16 protein-coding genes, 1 pseudogene and 1 riboswitch are annotated in these 15,536 nt (G+C 66.5%); of the genes and pseudogenes, 8 read left to right on the top strand and 9 right to left on the bottom strand.

The window, feature by feature from the left end; all coding sequences use genetic code 11:
- Nucleotides 1-6: 6 nt before the first annotated feature.
- Nucleotides 7-1,470: a YibE/F family protein gene (locus NIBR502772_RS09170; RefSeq protein WP_141139960.1), complete on the bottom strand. Its 1,464-nt coding sequence runs from the start codon at nucleotides 1,468-1,470 to the stop codon at nucleotides 7-9.
- 80 nt (nucleotides 1,471-1,550) lie between these two features.
- Here NIBR502772_RS09170 and NIBR502772_RS09165 point away from each other — a divergent pair, with 80 nt between their 5' ends.
- Both NIBR502772_RS09165 and NIBR502772_RS09160 read left to right on the top strand, forming a co-directional pair.
- Nucleotides 1,551-2,291 carry an alpha/beta hydrolase gene (locus NIBR502772_RS09165; protein ID WP_141139959.1) on the top strand — a complete coding sequence of 247 codons (741 nt, stop codon included), beginning with the start codon at nucleotides 1,551-1,553 and terminating at the stop codon, nucleotides 2,289-2,291.
- Entirely contained in the window at nucleotides 2,288-3,088 is an 801-nt protein-coding gene (locus NIBR502772_RS09160) for a DUF1295 domain-containing protein (RefSeq protein WP_141139958.1), read from the top strand. Before NIBR502772_RS09165 ends, NIBR502772_RS09160 begins: the two co-directional genes overlap by 4 nt.
- Before the next feature lie 86 nt (nucleotides 3,089-3,174).
- Here NIBR502772_RS09160 and NIBR502772_RS09155 read toward each other — a convergent pair whose 3' ends face one another.
- From NIBR502772_RS09155 to NIBR502772_RS09145, 3 genes are all read right to left on the bottom strand, one after another.
- Nucleotides 3,175-4,203, bottom strand: coding sequence for a GNAT family N-acetyltransferase (locus tag NIBR502772_RS09155; protein ID WP_141139957.1), 1,029 nt, complete (start codon nucleotides 4,201-4,203; stop codon nucleotides 3,175-3,177).
- Between the two features lie 2 nt (nucleotides 4,204-4,205).
- Nucleotides 4,206-5,591 carry a glycine--tRNA ligase gene (locus tag NIBR502772_RS09150; RefSeq protein WP_141139956.1) on the bottom strand — a complete coding sequence of 462 codons (1,386 nt, stop codon included), beginning with the start codon at nucleotides 5,589-5,591 and terminating at the stop codon, nucleotides 4,206-4,208.
- 128 nt (nucleotides 5,592-5,719) lie between these two features.
- Nucleotides 5,720-6,733: a DMT family transporter gene (locus NIBR502772_RS09145; RefSeq protein ID WP_141139955.1), complete on the bottom strand. Its 1,014-nt coding sequence runs from the start codon at nucleotides 6,731-6,733 to the stop codon at nucleotides 5,720-5,722.
- Between the two features lie 33 nt (nucleotides 6,734-6,766).
- On the opposite strand from NIBR502772_RS09145, the gene NIBR502772_RS09140 reads away from it, so the two are divergent.
- A complete protein-coding gene (locus tag NIBR502772_RS09140) occupies nucleotides 6,767-7,000 on the top strand; it encodes an RNA-binding S4 domain-containing protein (RefSeq protein ID WP_104063054.1) in 234 nt (77 codons plus the stop codon).
- A gap of 82 nt (nucleotides 7,001-7,082) precedes the next feature.
- On the opposite strand, the gene NIBR502772_RS09135 is transcribed toward NIBR502772_RS09140, so the two are convergent.
- A complete protein-coding gene (locus NIBR502772_RS09135; RefSeq protein WP_141139954.1) occupies nucleotides 7,083-7,733 on the bottom strand; it encodes an alpha/beta hydrolase in 651 nt (216 codons plus the stop codon).
- A 95-nt stretch (nucleotides 7,734-7,828) separates the two neighbouring features.
- Here NIBR502772_RS09135 and NIBR502772_RS09130 point away from each other — a divergent pair, with 95 nt between their 5' ends.
- Genes NIBR502772_RS09130 through NIBR502772_RS09120 form a run of 3 tightly spaced genes read left to right on the top strand, consistent with a single transcriptional unit; the run spans nucleotide 7,829 to nucleotide 10,484 of the window.
- Nucleotides 7,829-8,677 (top strand): SGNH/GDSL hydrolase family protein, encoded by an 849-nt coding sequence (locus NIBR502772_RS09130; RefSeq protein WP_141142009.1) that lies wholly within the window; start codon nucleotides 7,829-7,831, stop codon nucleotides 8,675-8,677.
- Nucleotides 8,678-8,689: 12 nt separating this feature from the next.
- Nucleotides 8,690-9,925 carry a winged helix DNA-binding domain-containing protein gene (locus NIBR502772_RS09125; protein ID WP_371706827.1) on the top strand — a complete coding sequence of 412 codons (1,236 nt, stop codon included), beginning with the start codon at nucleotides 8,690-8,692 and terminating at the stop codon, nucleotides 9,923-9,925.
- A 13-nt stretch (nucleotides 9,926-9,938) separates the two neighbouring features.
- Nucleotides 9,939-10,484 (top strand): hypothetical protein, encoded by a 546-nt coding sequence (locus tag NIBR502772_RS09120; protein WP_141139953.1) that lies wholly within the window; start codon nucleotides 9,939-9,941, stop codon nucleotides 10,482-10,484.
- 97 nt (nucleotides 10,485-10,581) lie between these two features.
- Here NIBR502772_RS09120 and NIBR502772_RS09115 read toward each other — a convergent pair whose 3' ends face one another.
- Together NIBR502772_RS09115 and NIBR502772_RS09110 are read right to left on the bottom strand one after the other, a co-directional pair.
- Nucleotides 10,582-11,697, bottom strand: a complete 1,116-nt coding sequence (locus NIBR502772_RS09115) for a homoserine O-acetyltransferase (RefSeq protein ID WP_210412415.1) — start codon at nucleotides 11,695-11,697, stop codon at nucleotides 10,582-10,584.
- A 12-nt stretch (nucleotides 11,698-11,709) separates the two neighbouring features.
- Nucleotides 11,710-11,824, bottom strand: a riboswitch (SAM riboswitch).
- 89 nt (nucleotides 11,825-11,913) lie between these two features.
- A pseudogene (locus NIBR502772_RS09110) lies at nucleotides 11,914-12,087 on the bottom strand (O-acetylhomoserine aminocarboxypropyltransferase); the annotation flags it as partial.
- Between the two features lie 237 nt (nucleotides 12,088-12,324).
- Here NIBR502772_RS09110 and NIBR502772_RS09105 point away from each other — a divergent pair.
- Nucleotides 12,325-12,963, top strand: a complete 639-nt coding sequence (locus NIBR502772_RS09105; RefSeq protein WP_141139952.1) for a VOC family protein — start codon at nucleotides 12,325-12,327, stop codon at nucleotides 12,961-12,963.
- A 125-nt stretch (nucleotides 12,964-13,088) separates the two neighbouring features.
- Here NIBR502772_RS09105 and NIBR502772_RS09100 read toward each other — a convergent pair whose 3' ends face one another.
- Nucleotides 13,089-13,868: a CPBP family intramembrane glutamic endopeptidase gene (locus NIBR502772_RS09100; protein ID WP_141139951.1), complete on the bottom strand. Its 780-nt coding sequence runs from the start codon at nucleotides 13,866-13,868 to the stop codon at nucleotides 13,089-13,091.
- A gap of 168 nt (nucleotides 13,869-14,036) precedes the next feature.
- Here NIBR502772_RS09100 and NIBR502772_RS09095 point away from each other — a divergent pair, with 168 nt between their 5' ends.
- Nucleotides 14,037-14,693: a histidine phosphatase family protein gene (locus tag NIBR502772_RS09095; protein WP_210412414.1), complete on the top strand. Its 657-nt coding sequence runs from the start codon at nucleotides 14,037-14,039 to the stop codon at nucleotides 14,691-14,693.
- Between the two features lie 17 nt (nucleotides 14,694-14,710).
- Here the strand turns inward: NIBR502772_RS09095 and NIBR502772_RS09090 are convergent, their stop codons facing one another.
- Nucleotides 14,711-15,499, bottom strand: a complete 789-nt coding sequence (locus NIBR502772_RS09090) for a DeoR/GlpR family DNA-binding transcription regulator (protein ID WP_141139949.1) — start codon at nucleotides 15,497-15,499, stop codon at nucleotides 14,711-14,713.
- Nucleotides 15,500-15,536 lie beyond the last annotated feature (37 nt).

Raw genomic sequence — 15,536 nt, 5'->3', positions numbered from 1 at the left:
GCCCGTTCAGCCGCGGTCTGCCCGGCGTCCCCTCCGGGTGGTGGCGGGATCGTCGGAACCTTCCGTGGACTGCCGTGACCGCCTCTCGAAAGCGGCCGCCGCGAGCGCACCGGTATCGTCGACGTCGTCCGCGTTGATGGCGGCGGCGCCCGAGGTGCCGTCGGGGCGGCGGTCTTCGTCCGGGACGCCGATGGCGGACTGTCCGGCCGTCCGGACGCCGGTGGCCTTGACCACCAGCACGGCGATCAGGGTGGTCACCGGGATGGCGAGGACCAGGCCTATGGAGCCGACGAGCGTGCGGATGACTTCTTCGGACAGCTCGGCACTGGTCAGGGTGTCCCCCAGCGGCCGGTCATACAGCATCACAATGATCAGGATGGGCAGGGCTGCGCCGGCGTAGGCGAACGCGATGGTGTAGACCGTGGAGGCGATGTGGTCCCGGCCGATCCGCATGGCGGACGTGAAGAGCTTGCGGGCGCTGGTGCCGGGAGCCAATTCGTAGAGTTCCCAGACGGCGGACGATTGCGTGATGGTGACGTCGTTCAGGACACCAAGGCCGGAGATGATGAGGCCGCACAGGATCACCCCGGAAATGGAGATGTTGGCCGAGGTATTGATCAGGGTGGTGGCGTCATGGCTGCCCACTCCGGCGAGGTTGGCGGCGTCGGTGGCCCAGGCTGCCAACAGCGCCGTGATGGCCAGGCCGAACATCGTGCCCAGCAGCGCCGTTGATGTGCGGGCCGAGAATCCGTGGGCAAAATACAGGACCCCGATCATGATCACCGTTGATCCCACCAGGGCCAGCAGCAGCGGAGGTTTGCCCTCCACGAGCCCGGGCAACATAAAGCTGGCAAGGACGAAATACGCGCCCACCAGCCCCAGCAGTGCCCGGAGTCCGCGCCAGCGCGCCACCGCGATGACCACCAGGGCATAGAGGAGCGCCAGGATCACGATGGGGAGGGTACGGACGAAGTCAACGAAGATGTAGGCCGGGGACCCCTGCGACGCCGCGGCGCCCTGGGCGTTGGAAAGGTTCAGGTACCTGATCTGGTCCCCCGGCTTCACGCCATGGGATTGTGCCACTTCCGGGTTGACCACCACTTTGACGGGGCTGCCGCCCTGGTCCGGTTCCGTAAAGGCAAACATGCAGTCGGAACCGGCGGGGGCGGGCTGGCCGCTGGTGTCCGAGGATTGGCCGGGGGCGGTGGAGCCCTGCATGCAGCTTTCTTCCACGACACTCTGGACCTTGCCCGTATCGAACGTGACGCCGGGCGCCGCCGAATAGGGGTTGGCGAGGGAGATGCCGTCCTTGGACCCGGACGGCCACAGCATGGCCATGCCCGCCAGGGTCAGAAGCGTCAGCGGCACCAGCACCGCGGCCAGGATGCGGTTTGCCTTCCGGCGTGCAGCAATCGCCTGGGCCGTCGGCTCCGAATGATCTGTTGAAACGTGGGTGTGACCGGAGCCCATCAGCAGTTGAACCTCATACCTTGAACTCTACGTCCGGCGCCTTAGGGTTGGTAAATGGCAGGAACCGGGAGGAACCACGCGTGACGGACCGCAGCACTGCATTCCACACCAACGGACCTGCTGCGAGGCGGGAGGCGGCACTCACTGTGCTGGCGGCCCCCGGGACAACGCGGGGCGTGGCCCTGGTCCTGCACGGGGGCAAGGCACACAGCTTTGAGCCCGTGGAGGCACGCCACCTGAGCCCGCTGCGCATGGTCACGTTCGCCCGTCACCTGCACCGTGCCGGGAAGGACCACGGGCTGGCGGTGTGGTCCCTGCGGAACAGCGTGCGTGGCTGGAACGGGCCGGACAGGTCCGCACTGCAGGATGCCCGATGGGCCCTCCAGCAAATCAGTGCGGAGCACCCTGGGGTTCCCGTGTATCTGGTGGGGCATTCCATGGGCGGCCTCACCGCCGTGACCGCCGCGGACCATCCGCAGGTGGACGCCGTGGTGGCGCTGGCCCCGTGGCTCAGCCAGGAGACACCCGCCACCCCGCTCGCCGGACGCAAGGTCCTGATTGTCCACGGTGCCGGAGACCATATGACCAGCCCGTCCCAGTCCTTGGCGTTTGCGCGCCGGGCCAGCGGGACAGCAGCTTCCATGCAGTATGTTTCGCTGCGCGGTGCCGGGCATTTTATGGTGCGCCGCGGCCGGCTGTGGCACGCGTTGGCCACCGGTTTTGTGATGAAGGCCTTCGCCGAGCGCACCGGATTCACGCACCAGGCCGCTCGCACGCTGGCTGAACTGGTGCCCGGGTCCGCCGCCGAAGTGGCCCTATGAGCCCTTTTCCCTGGGCGGCATTCGCCGCGTCATTACCCTGGACAGCACTGGCAGTCCTGGCGGTCCTGGCGCTGACGTTCGGCGTGGCCGTCCGGCAAGGCCGGCACTCGGTGATGGACGTCGCGTGGGGCCCCGGCTTCGTTGCGGTGGCCGTGGTGTCCTGGTTCCTGTCGGCCGGATCGGGCGATGACACCCGCCGAGCCTTGTTGCTTCTGTTGACGGCGGTCTGGGGGTTGCGGCTGGGCGGCCATATTGGCTGGCGGGCGCGCGACGGGCATGAAGACCCGCGCTACAAGGCCCTGCTGGACCCGCCGCCCGGATCCAGGAACGCGTTTGCGCTCCGCCGTGTCTACCTGCCGCAGGGCGTGGTTATGTTTTTTGTGTCCCTGACGCTGCAGGTGGGGATGTTCGCCACCGGGCCTGTGGGGTGGGTGGCCGTGCTCGGCGTCCTGCTGTGGGTCACGGGGTTTGTGTTCGAGACCGTGGGCGACTGGCAGCTGGCCCGGTTCAAGAAGGATCCGTCCCGCCGCGGCACAGTGCTGGATACCGGTTTGTGGCGGTACACCCGGCATCCCAACTATTTCGGCGATGCGGCCATCTGGACGGGGCTTTTCCTCATTGCCGCAGACTCCTGGCCGGGCACCCTGACCATCCTGTCCCCGGCACTGATGGTGTGGACGCTCGCCGGGAAGACCGGGAAGCCCCTGACGGAAAAGGCGATGTCCGGACGGCCCGGTTACCGGGAATATGTTGAGGGGACCAGCGGCTTCATCCCGTGGCTGCCCAAACGCCGGTGACCTCCCCAAGCAAAACTAGGTCGCAGCAGGTGTCGTTATGACGGCTCATAACGACACCTGCTGCGACCCAGTTGGGGGTGGTGGGGTCAGTCCGAGACGATCAGCGTTTCGGCACCGGCCTGGCGCGCCTTGCCGGTTTCCAGCAAGGGCTCGACGGCGGCGCGCAGCGCTGTCATCGAATCGTCCAGTTCCAGCATGACCGGGTGCTGGTACGCGAGGAGCGAGAGCAGGTCACGGACGGCGGCTGCGGCGTCGTCCGCCTCAAGCGCGGGCTCGTGGCCCACAAACACATCCGTGGCCTTCGCGCCCTGGGCCGACGCATCCGCCGTCGGGTCCTGGGCTGCCTCCGCGTAGCTCACCGCAAAGGCGCGGATCCGGCCCTTCTTGCTGGGGGAAACCCCGGCGCCAAAGGCGGATCCCGGTTCGGCGCGCAGCACCAGCGCACCGTGGGCGCCGGTGAGATCATCCAGGAACAGCTTCTGCACCTGCCCCACCGACAGCACCCCCGGCGAATCCCAGCCGTGGATCGACGTGTAATACCGCCCCACGACGTCGGTCAGCTCAACCGAGCCGGTGGCGAGGTCCATCACGACGTCGGAACCGGCGTTTTCGTCGTTGGCCAGCCCGCCGCCGTCGTTCTTCGCAGGGAACACGGGCAGCTTCAGGGCACCCGGCTCCACTACCACCAGCCGGGAACGCTGGATGGGCGCGAGCCCGAACGCCTCGGCGAACGCGGCGCCCGGACTGCCCGGCTGCACTTTCGCGCGCAGCCTGGTAACGCCCGACGGCGCCTGCTCGGCTTCACGGCGCAGCATGGTCAGGAGCGTGGCACCGATGCCGGCGCGGCGGTGATCGCGCGCCACCTCGATGTAGGTCCACAGCCGCTCCGGGTGCAGCGAGGCCTCGTAGACAACGCCCGCCGCCACCGGAATGCCAATGCCGTCAATGACGTCCTCGGCCACGATGCAGCGGCGCCACGGGGTGCCGTCCGTGCCGGCCGAGGAGACGGCCAGGGCACCGCGGAACTGCCGGGCCTGCTCGGTCTCCGGGCCGCCCCAGACTTCCAGCAGCGTCAGGTCATCGCCCTCAAGCCATTCGCGGTATTCGATGGCCATGCTCAGGCACCGATCAGGCGGGCGGCCAGGTAGCCTTCCACCTTGTCCAGCGAGACGCGTTCCTGGCTCATGGAGTCGCGTTCACGGATGGTCACGGCCTGGTCCTCGAGGGTGTCGAAGTCCACGGTGATGCAGAACGGGGTGCCGATCTCATCCTGGCGGCGGTAGCGGCGGCCGATCGCGCCGGCGTCATCGAAGTCGATGTTCCAGTTCTTACGCAGCTGCGCGCCCAGGTCCTTGGCCTTCGGCGAGAGGTCCTCGTTGCGGCTCAGCGGCAGCACCGCGGCCTTGACGGGGGCCAGGCGCGGGTCAAGGCGCAGGACGGTACGGACGTCGACGCCGCCCTTGGCATTGGGTGCCTCGTCCTCGGTGTACGCGTCCACCAGGAACGCCATGAAAGAGCGTGTGAGGCCCGCGGCCGGCTCGATCACGTACGGGGTGTAGCGCTCGTTGGTGGCCTGGTTGAAGTAGCTCAGGTCCTGGCCGGAGGCCTTGGAGTGCGTGGTGAGGTCGAAGTCGGTGCGGTTGGCGATGCCTTCGAGCTCGCCCCATTCGGAGCCCTGGAAGCCGAAGCGGTATTCGATGTCCGTGGTGCCCTTGGAGTAGTGGCTGAGCTTGTCCAGCGGGTGCTCGAAGAAGCGCAGGTTCTCTTCCCGGATGCCCAGGCCGGTGTACCAGGACATGCGCTCTTTCATCCAGTACTGGTGCCACTCTTCGTCCGTGCCGGGCTCGACGAAGAACTCCATTTCCATCTGCTCGAACTCACGGGTGCGGAAGATGAAGTTGCCCGGTGTGATCTCGTTGCGGAAGGACTTGCCGATCTGGCCGATGCCGAAGGGCGGCTTCTTGCGGGAGGTGGTCAGGACGTTGCTGAAGTTCACAAAAATGCCCTGGGCCGTTTCGGGGCGCAGGTAGTGCATGCCTTCGTCGCTGGCCACCGGGCCGAGGAAGGTCTTAAGCAGGCCGGAGAACTCCTGGGGTTCGGTCCATTCGCCGCGCGTGCCGCAGTTGACGCAGGCAATGTCCTTCAGGCCGTTCTCGGCGGGGCGGCCCTTCTTTTCCTCGTACTCTTCCTCGAGGTGGTCGGCACGGTAGCGCTTGTGGCAGGAGAGGCACTCCACGAGCGGGTCCGAGAAGACATCAACGTGGCCGGAGGCTTCCCATACCTGGCGGGGCAGGATGACGGAGGAATCCAGGCCCACCACGTCCTCGCGGCCGCGGACCATGGACTGCCACCACTGGCGCTTGATGTTTTCCTTCAGTTCGGCGCCGAGGGGTCCGTAGTCCCAGGCAGAGCGCGAGCCTCCGTAGATTTCACCGGCCTGGAACACAAAACCCCTTCGCTTGGAAAGGGAAATGACCTGGTCGAGTACGGATTTTGCTGCCATGGTGGACTCCAATTTCTACAGGGCCGCTGGGTGCGGTCCGCGGGTATCTGGCCCCGCTGCACGTGGGTGCATCACCGCTGGGTGCGGGCGGGGCGGGCGAAGGAACGAGATGCAGAGAACTGCGTGTCCTAGCCTACCGGCCACTGCCTCCGGAAGGCGCCCCTCGGCCACGGCAGTGTGGCCAGGATGATGGCGGCCAGCGTCAGCAGTGTGCCCAGGACGGTGGCCGGGGCCACGATGCTTCCCGGGGCCGGCACCAGGAGGTCCAGCCCCAGGGAGCCAAGGAGCTGTCCGGCGATCATGCCGAGCCCGGTCACCAGCACTCCCAGGCTGCGGACCAGCAGCGCACCCAGGCCGATGAACACACAGCCCATGGGCCCGCCCAGATAGTACCACCACTCGGCCGGCAACGGATTGCCCGGCCCAAATACAGCCACCTTGACGGCCAAGGCAATCCACAGGAACACGGAGCCGGCCACGAAGTTCACCAGCGTGGCGGCGACGGGCGAACCGTAGTGGACCGTGGCGGTCCCGTTCATGGCCTGTTGGAAGCTCATCAGGAACCCGGCCAGGACAGGGAGGATCAACGGCAGAATCAAGGTTTCCAGTCCGCCTGCTCCGTCCGCAGGAGCGCCCGGGGAGCCCGGCGAGACAGCCAGCCGCGGCGAAACCGCCCACGCCACGGCGGCGACCGTCAGCACGCAGCCGATGATCCGCATGGGAGTCACGGCCCTCTTGCCGGCCGGTCCGATGCCCAGCCGGTCCACCAGCAGCCCGCTCAGGGTCTGCCCGGTCACGGCGGCCACGGTAAACAGTGCCACGCCCAGGATGCCCACGGTGAAGGACTGCGCGAAGACAAATAGGGCACCGATGCCGCCGGCAAGCACATACACGGGCGGGAAAGCCCGGGTCCGGACCGCCGGCAGGATCCTGGCCAGGCCGGCGCGGCCGCTGGGCAGGATCAGGGAGATCAGGATCATCACCACCAGTCCGGTGCTGAAACCCACCACGGCCGAGGCGATGCCGTCGTTGAGCCGTACCCCGAGGGCCCCGTTGATCCGGCCCTGGACGGGAATGGCCAGTCCCGCGCCGACGGCCAGCGGGAGCCCCGCGAAGCGCGGCAGCCGTGGGGTGGGGGTCATTGGATTCACCTTACGTCAGGCATTATTGCTTGTATGAGCAACCAGGACATTCAAGAGATCCCCATCCGCGACAGCATGATCCGTCTTGGCCAGCTCCTGAAGCTCGCCAGCCTGGTGGAGGACGGTGTGGAAGCCGCCGAGCTGATCAAGAACGGACTCGTTAAGGTCAACGGCGAGATCGAGGACCGCCGCGGACGCCAGCTGCACAACGGCGACACCGTCACCGTCAACGGGCAGACCGTGCAGGTTGTGGCACCGGAAGCCTGATTTAACAGGCCTGGCTCAGCCTCAGACGGTGAGGACAGCGTAAGCGGCCGGCGGCACTGTGCCGCCGGCCGCCGTCGTACGTTTATTTGTTCAGCACCTCGTGCGTCAGGAACTCGGAGACGTGCCCGATTTCCTGCTGGTTGATGCCGTGCCACATGCCCGTGTAGAGCACCTTGGTGAGCTTGACGTGTCCGCGCACCCAGCCCATGGTGTACTCGATCTTGTCGGGCGTGATCACGGGGTCCTGCTGGTCGCGGCCCCAGAAGAGCGGCACTGTACCGTCCAGCTCGCCATCCTTGAACGTGGGGTCCCCGTCCGCGTTGACCACAAAACCGGAAAGCCCGACGACGGCGGCGTAGTCAGCGGGGCGCTGCCGGAGCAGCGTGGTGGCCATCGCCATTCCCATGGAGAAGCCGAGCAGCGTCACCGACGGGTGGTCGGCTTTGACGGTGTCGATCCAGTGCTGTACGTAACCGGCTCCAGCCTTGACGGCGTCGAGCGTGTACTCGATGGAGGCCGTCAGGGGGAACCACATAAACCCGGGGCCCGTGGCCAGTGGCGCCCGGAGTGAGGCAACAACAAAGTCTTCGGGAAGCAAATCCGCCAGGCTCAGCAGGTCCTGTTCGTTGGCGCCGTAGCCGTGGAGCAGCACCAGCAGTGGCTTTCCGGAGCGCTGGTCCTCCGGCCGGGACCACAGAACAACGGGGGCGGGAAATACTTGGGCGTCAGTCATGGTTTCCATTCTTACAGTTACCCAGCGGTAACTACCTACGGTGGCGTAGCTTGTGAGCAAGGAGGCAGGATAGGACCGTGAATGAAGCAAAAGCCATGCAGAGCCCGCCCAGGGCCACGGAAGCCCACCCCTGGAGCCGCTATGTGGCGATGGGGGATTCGTTCACCGAGGGCATCGGCGACCCCGACCCCACAAGCCCCGGCGGCTTCCGCGGCTGGGCGGACCGGGTGGCCGAGGAACTGGGCAGGGGCCAGGCCGACTTCGCCTATGCCAACCTGGCCGTCCGCGGCCGGCTGCTGCAGCAGATCGTGGACCAGCAGCTTGCTCCGTGCCTGGCGCTGAAGCCGGACCTGATAACCCTTTCCGCCGGCGGCAACGATCTCATCAGGCCCGGCGGCGACCCCGACGCCCTCGCCGAAAAACTTGATTCCGTGGTCCAGATCCTGGCCATGGGCGGCGCCACGGTGGTGCTGTTCAACGGTCCGGATACCGGTTCCTCGGTTCTGGGACGGATCCGCAGCAAGGTGGCCATTTACAACGAGAACCTCCGCACCGTGGCCGCCCGCCATGACGCCATCATCGCCGACATGTGGTCGCTTAAGCAGCTGAACGATCCGCAGATGTGGGACGAGGACCGCCTGCATTTTTCGCCGCTGGGACACCACACCATCGCCGCCATGGTGCTGGAATCGCTGAACGTGGACCACACGCTTGAGCCGCTCCGGCCCAAGCCCCTGCCCGCCCGCACGTGGCGGGCAGCCCGCTCCGAGGACCTGGTGTGGGCCCGCGAGTACTTTGTCCCGTGGGTGGTGCGGCGGCTGCGCCACCGCTCCTCCGGCGACGGAATCACCGCAAAACGCCCGACGCCGGGACCCGTGTTCGGCCCGGGCGTTCCGTTGGGATCCGGCGAGGGGCCGCTGGGCACCACCGACGCCCGGCACTAGCGGCGGCCCGGCGTGAGCCAGGGACAGCTCTCCCGGACAGCCATGGATCCGGACGAGGTGGTGCGGCGGCGGCTTCACGCCCAACGGCTGCGGGGGCCCGGCCTGGGCGCCCCGGAGGACGCCGTCCGGCACTTGCTGGCTGTCCAGGCGCAGGAGTTTCCTTACGCCCGCTGGAGCCTGGCGCAAAGGACCGGCAGTCTTGGACCTGCCGGCGGGGCCCCGTCTCGTCGTGGTGCTTCGGAGGCTGCGGTGGCCACAGCCCCGGAGGTGGAGGAGGCGGTGTCCGACGGGCGCATCCTGCGCACCCATATCCTGCGGCCCACCTGGCATTTTGTGCACCGCGAGGATCTTCGCTGGCTGACGGCCTTGTCCGCGCCGCGGCTTCACCAGGGCAACGCGGGCATGTACAGGCAGTCCGGGATTGATGCCGCCGCCGCTGGCCGGAGCGGACAGGTCCTGGCCGAAGCCGTCCGGGGCGGGCCACACCTGACCCGCGAACAGCTGGCTGCGCGGCTGCAGGACGAAGGGTTCGCAGCCACCGGCTTCGGGCTGGCCTACCTGATCATGCACGCCGAGATCAGCGGGATCCTGACCAGCGGGTCGCCAGTGCGCAGTCGGGGCGGGGCCCTGAAGCAGACCTACGCCCTTTTTGACGAGCGTGTACCTGCCGGTCCGGCCATGCCGCCCACCCGGGCCGAAGCGCTCAGCGAGCTCGTCCGGCGCTACTTCACCAGCCGCGGGCCGGCCACGGTCAAGGACTGCGCCGATTGGTCCGGGCTCACCATGGCCGACGTGCGGCTCGGCCTCCAACAGACCCTGGCGGCTGCTCCCGAAACGCTGGCAACGTCGGTGATTGACGGCGTCGAGCATTATTTCGACGCCCGCGCGGAGGGCGGTTCGGAACCCGGCAATGCCGCGGCCGCGGCCGGGCCCCGGATCGACCTGATCCAGTGCTACGACGAATACGTGATGGGCTATTCAGCAACGCGGCACTACCTGGGCGGCAGCGCTCCGGCGTTCCCGGTCGCCGGGGATCCGATGCATGTGGTGCTGCTGGACGGGCGGATGGCCGGCTGCTGGCGGCACACCATGTTCCCCGGCCGCTGTGAGCTGGATATCCGGCTGTCCGCTGCCGCGGGGCCGGCTGTGGAGGATGCCGTGCAGGACGCCGTGGACCGGTACGGGGCCTTCCTGGGCATCCCGGCCGTCCGTGTGGGCTCCGGGGTTAAGCTGGAAGGACACATATGAGAGGCGCTACACCGTGAACAGCTTGTTTTTCTGGATCATCATTCTGTCGTTCGTAATACCGATGGCGATGCGGATGTACCGGAAATCCGTGAACAAACGGAACCAGGAGCAGAGCTTTTCCGGGCGCTACCCCGAGCAGTTTCCAGGCGGCGGGCAGTACCAGGGCAGCGATCAGTACCCGGGGCCGCAGAACAAGCAGCCCCGTGACGGCTACACGCAGCAGGATTACATGAGTGGCGGCTTCCGGCAGATCATGAGCCCGGAGCCCCTGCCGCCGAGCCAGCCGTTGCCGCCCATGCAGCCGATTCCTTCTGCGGATCAGCAGTTCCCGCCGTACGGCCAGCCGCAACCCAACGGCCAGCCGGTGCCGGAGCAGCGGATGCCGGAGCAGCGCGCGGAAGCACCGCAGCAGCCTGCCGCCCCCGGCATTCCCCTGCCGCCGTCGGGCCCGCAGGGATACCGTGCCCGGAAACTGGCCGAACTCGACCAGCAGTACAGCAACGGCGAGCTGGCCATGGAGGACTACATGAAGCGCCGCTCCGACATCATGAACGGCTAATCCCTTAGTCAGCGCGAGAGGACACTTGAGGCACTGATTCCAGGGCCTCAAGTGTCCTCTCGCGTTTAAGGGCAGGGGCTCAAGTGTCCTCTGTCGCTTAGATGAGGAAGGTGTCTCGGAGCTGAACGCCGAGCTGGCCGATCTCGGTCAGGAAGCCGTCGTGGCCGATCGGGGCCTCAATAACGTGCACGTCCACGTCGCCCGGGAGCGCGTCAGCCAGTTCACGGGACTGGGACGGGAAGTACAGCCGGTCACTGTTCACCGCAGCCACGAAGAACCTGGCGGTGGCCCGGCCCAAGGCCTCGTTCAGCGAGCCCCGCCCGCGGCAGACGTCGTGGCTCATCAGGGCGTCGGTGATGGCGATGTAGCTGTTGGCATCAAAGCGCCGCACCAGCTTCTTGCCCTGGTGGTCCAGGTAGCTTTCCACCTGGTAGCGGCCCCGCTCCCCCAGCGCTGCCGCCTGGAACGGCGATTCGGGGTGCTGGGCCGACCGGCCGAAGCGGCCATGGAATTCCTCGGCGGAGCGGTAGGTGATGTGCGCGATGCGCCGTGCCAGGGCCAGTCCGTCCTCCGGCAGCGGACCGCCGTAGTAGTCGCCGTCGTTAAAATTGCTGTCCTGGCGGATGGCGAGCGTCTGCGCCTGGGCGAATGCGATCTGTTCGGCCGTGCTGGCGGCACCGATCGAGATGACGGCGCACCGCTGAACCCGTTCCGGGTAGGTGACCGCCCATTCCAGGGCCCGCGCGCCGCCCATGGAACCGCCCAGCACGGCGTACCAGCTCGGGATTCCCAGCTGGTCAGCCAGCCTGGCCTCGGCCGCGGTGGTGTCCCGCAGCGTTACCAAAGGGAACCGGGACCCCCACGGCTTGCCGTCCGGGGCAACCGAGGACGGCCCGGTGGAGCCGTAGCAGCCGCCCACGATGTTGATGGAGACCACAAAAAACCTGTCAGTGTCCACCGGCGCACCGGGTCCGGCCAGCTGTTCCCACCAGCCGGGCTCGTCACTGTCGCCGCGGGTCACGTGCGTGCTTCCGGTCAGGGCGTGCTCAATCAGGACGGCGTTGGAGCCGTCCGCGTTGAGGGTTCCCCACGTTTCATAACCGAGGGTGACTTCCGGGAGGTAACCGCCGGCTTCGAGCTCGAGTCCGCCGATGCTGGCGTAACGGACCACCCCGTTTCCGGGTGCTGCAGTACGGGAAATCGTAATCGTCATGGAAGGACCTTTTCTATGCGCTTGCCCACCGTCAATTGACCGGCAGGCCAGGTCCTCACCCGGGGCACCCCACCGCAAAAGAGGGTTGCCGGCCAGCAAGCCGGGGCTGTCGCTGGCACTCATGACCTGCTTTGAGTGTACGAACAGCCCCGGTCTATTGCTAAGCGTGTGACTGGTTATGACTTCGCGGGAGGCCTACTGCGGCTGGCCGGCCGCGTCCTTGCGGGGGGAGATGTTCAGGATGACAAAGGTTCCAGCGGCCTGTCCCGAGCTCAGCAGCGGCCCCGCGAGTCCGCCCTCCCGGCTGGCAATCCTCTGCTCCACGGCATCCTGCATGGGGTTGGAGCGCCGTGCGCCGGTGGCGCTGTCCGGCTCCTGGCCAGCGTGGATCTGGCGGGTTTCTAAAGACCATCCGTTCGACGTTCAAGGCTCCTTGATGTGGTGTGGCGCTGCTCGGTTGCGTTCAGTGCGGGAAGCCTTGCCTGACGCGAACAGGATTGTGATGGACGTGGTCAGCGGGCCGTTTATTCTCCTGCTTCCCGGCGGAATGTCCACTCGTGACGCATCAGGATTCCGGTAAGGCTACCCTTAGCTGAGAGCCGGATCACAAAGTGCCAAGATGATGGCATGCGCATGGATCACGTCTCTTACGCCTGTGAACAAGATGGCCTCGTTGCCACCACCGAACGTATTTCGTCCGCCCTCGGCGTTGAAGCCGTGAAGGGTGGAGTGCACCCCCGGTTTGGAACCCGGAACATGATTATTCCCCTCGCGGGCCATAAATACCTGGAAGTCGTGGAGGTCCTGAACCACCCGGCATCGGACAAGGCTCCCTTCGGGCAGGCTGTCCGGGCCCGGTCCGAGGCCGGCGGCGGCTGGATGGGCTGGTGCGTCGAAGTGGACGACCTCGCTCCGTTCGAAAACCGCCTGGGCCGCGCCGCCGTCAACGGCAACCGCAAGTTCCCGGACGGCCGCGAGCTGGTCTGGAAGCAGATCGGCATCCTGGGCCTGATCGCGGACCCCCAGGTCCCGTACATGCTCAAGTGGGAGGGTGACCCCGCCCTGCACCCGTCCAACGCCTATGAGAGCAACGTCAAGATGAGCTGCCTGACCATAGCCGGTTCCGCCGAACGCGTGACGGAATGGCTGGGCGAACCTGTCGAGAAGCCGCTGGAGGATGTGGCCGTTGACTGGGTGGCTCCGCATGGAACCCCGGGCATCCTGTCCGTAACCTTCGAAACCGCTACCGGAGCAGTCACCATCTGATTGCACGTTCAATAGCTTCGGCCGCCATCAGCGGGTGCCAATGATGCCACCCACCGATGGTGGCCGAATCCTTTAAGGCCGGACCCGGTTCAGTTCACCTGTGCGGCACGGGAACCACGGCCGCCTTACCCCAGGCCCACAGCCCTGCCAAAGAGGCTGAAGCCAACGAAGGCAACGATGTCCAGCAGCGCGTGTGCGACAACCAGCGGCATCACCCGCTTGGTCTTTGTGTAGAGCCAGGCGAAGACCACGCCCATCACTGCGTTGCCGATGAACGGCCCGAAGCCTTGATAAAGGTGGTAGCTGCCGCGGAGCATCGAGCTGGTGAAGATGGCCAGGGGCATGCTCCAGCCGAACTTGCCGAAGCGGTCCAGGAGGTAGCCCACCACAATGACTTCTTCCACGACGGCGTGCCGCAGCGCTGACAGGATCAGGACGGGAACCGTCCACCAATACGAGTCGAGCGCGCTGGGGATGATGGCGGTGGTGATCCCCAGGGCACGTCCCGCTGCGTAGAGGCCCAGCGACGGGATCCCGATCAGCGCCGCGAGGCCAAAGCCCTGCAGCAGGTCACGGCCCGGCCGGGCGAAGTTGAACCCCAGCTTCCGGAAGGCGGACCAGCCTTGGGGGCTCACTCCGGCGCCGGATTGCCGCTGGTCCGTGAGGAAGTAGATGACCAGCAGCACGGGCACAAGGGCGAAAATGATGTCCAGCAGCTGGTAGGTGAGGTCGAAGTATTCGCGGGGGCTCTGTGACCGGTTCAGCGTGGCCGTACCCTCGGCCAGCGGTGCACGCGTCATCTTGTCCAGCAGCTGCACCACCGAGTAGACGGCGGACTGCCCCAGGGACAGACCCAGCACAATCCAGACTTCAATCCGCAGCCGACGGCGGGAGGGAACCAACATGGTTCCATCTTGCCTGTAGTTTCTGGTTCTTCGCTGATTCGGGGGTGGCCAGCTCGCCGGGGCTGACCAAAGCGAGAGAGCGTCCTCCGAAAACGCACCAAAAGTGAGGGAGCGTCCTTCGGGCGGCACCTATGCTTGGGGCTTATGAGCGCGCCAGGGAAAATCTTCATGATCCGGCACGGCCAGTCCGCGGCCAATGTCGATACGTCCATCTACAACAGGGTCCCGGACTACCGGATTCCGTTGACACCCCTGGGCCTGGCGCAGGCCACGGCGGCCGGCGAACGGATCCGCCGCGAGCTGGACGGCCGGCAGGTTTGCGTCTACGTCTCCCCGTACCTGCGGGCTCACCAGACCCTGGAGGCACTCAACCTCGGCAATCTCACGGAGCGGGTGATCGAAGAGCCGCGCCTCCGTGAGCAGGACTGGGCCAACTTCCAGATCACCGGCGACATCGAGGACCAGAAGGAACTCCGCAACGCCTACGGCCATTTCTTCTACCGGTTCAGGGAAGGCGAATCCGGCTCGGACGTCTACGACCGGATCTCATCCTTTATGGAGACGCTGTACCGGCACTGGTCCAAACCGGACTACGCCCCCAACACCATGCTGGTGACCCACGGGCTCACCATGCGCCTGTTCTGCATGCGCTGGTTCCACTGGTCGGTGGAGTATTTCGAATCGCTCAACAACCCGGACAATGCCGCGGTGCGGACCCTCCTGCGCACCGACCTGGGCAAGTACGAACTCGACATTCCGTTCAGCCAATGGGTGGACCGCCGGGTGGACGAGACCGTCCTGAATGCGCCGCCGGTGATCTTCTAGGGGTTGTTGCTGCTCGCCTAGTGTGGGGCCACGATCACTTCGGTGCCATTGGCTTCGAACGCTGCCTTATCCTCGGCGGAGATCCCGGAGTCCGTGATCAGGCGGGTGAACGCGTAACCGTCCATGGTGGCGAAGGCTCTGACGCCCACCTTGGAGGAGTCGGCCAGCACGTACGAGATCCGGGCCCGGCTGGCCAGCAGGGCATTCACTGACGCTTCGCCCTCCCCCGTATTGGTGGGACCGACCTCGGGGTCGATGCCATTCACGCCGATGAAGGCGATGTCCATGACCACCTTCTGCATGATGATGTCGGTGTACGGGCCCACCAGTTCATACGAACGGGGGTTCAGGATGCCGCCGGTCACCATGACTTTGATGTTGGGGCGGACAGCCAACTGCGCAGCGATGTTGATGGCGTTGGTGACCACCGTCAGGGTGGACTGGTGGCCGGGAGCGTTGAGGTCCTCGCGCGTGGCCAGGATCTGAGCCAGGGCCGTGCTGGTGGTGCCGCCGCAGAGACCGATCACCGCGCCAGGATAAATCAGCGCCGAGGCGGCCTGGGCGATCTGCTCCTTGGCTTCGGCGTGGTCGTCACGGTTGTACCGCCCGGGGAGGTCGTAGGCCAGGGCGCCGGTGGTGGCCCCGCCCCGGGTCCGGGTCAGCAGCCGACGCTTGGCCAGGCTGTCCAGGTCCCGCCGCGCCGTGGCCGGCGAGACCGCAAGCTGGGAGACAATCTCCTCGACCTCCACCTGGCCGGTCTTGGCGAGAATGTCCAGGATGGCCGTCAGGCGGTCGGTGCGGGTCATGGGGGCCTCTCAGCGATCAAACAGTCACCAATATATG

This window comes from Pseudarthrobacter sp. NIBRBAC000502772 (assembly GCF_006517235.1).
Classification (GTDB): Bacteria; Actinomycetota; Actinomycetes; order Actinomycetales; family Micrococcaceae; genus Arthrobacter.
This window is presented reverse-complemented; position numbering and strand designations above follow the sequence as displayed.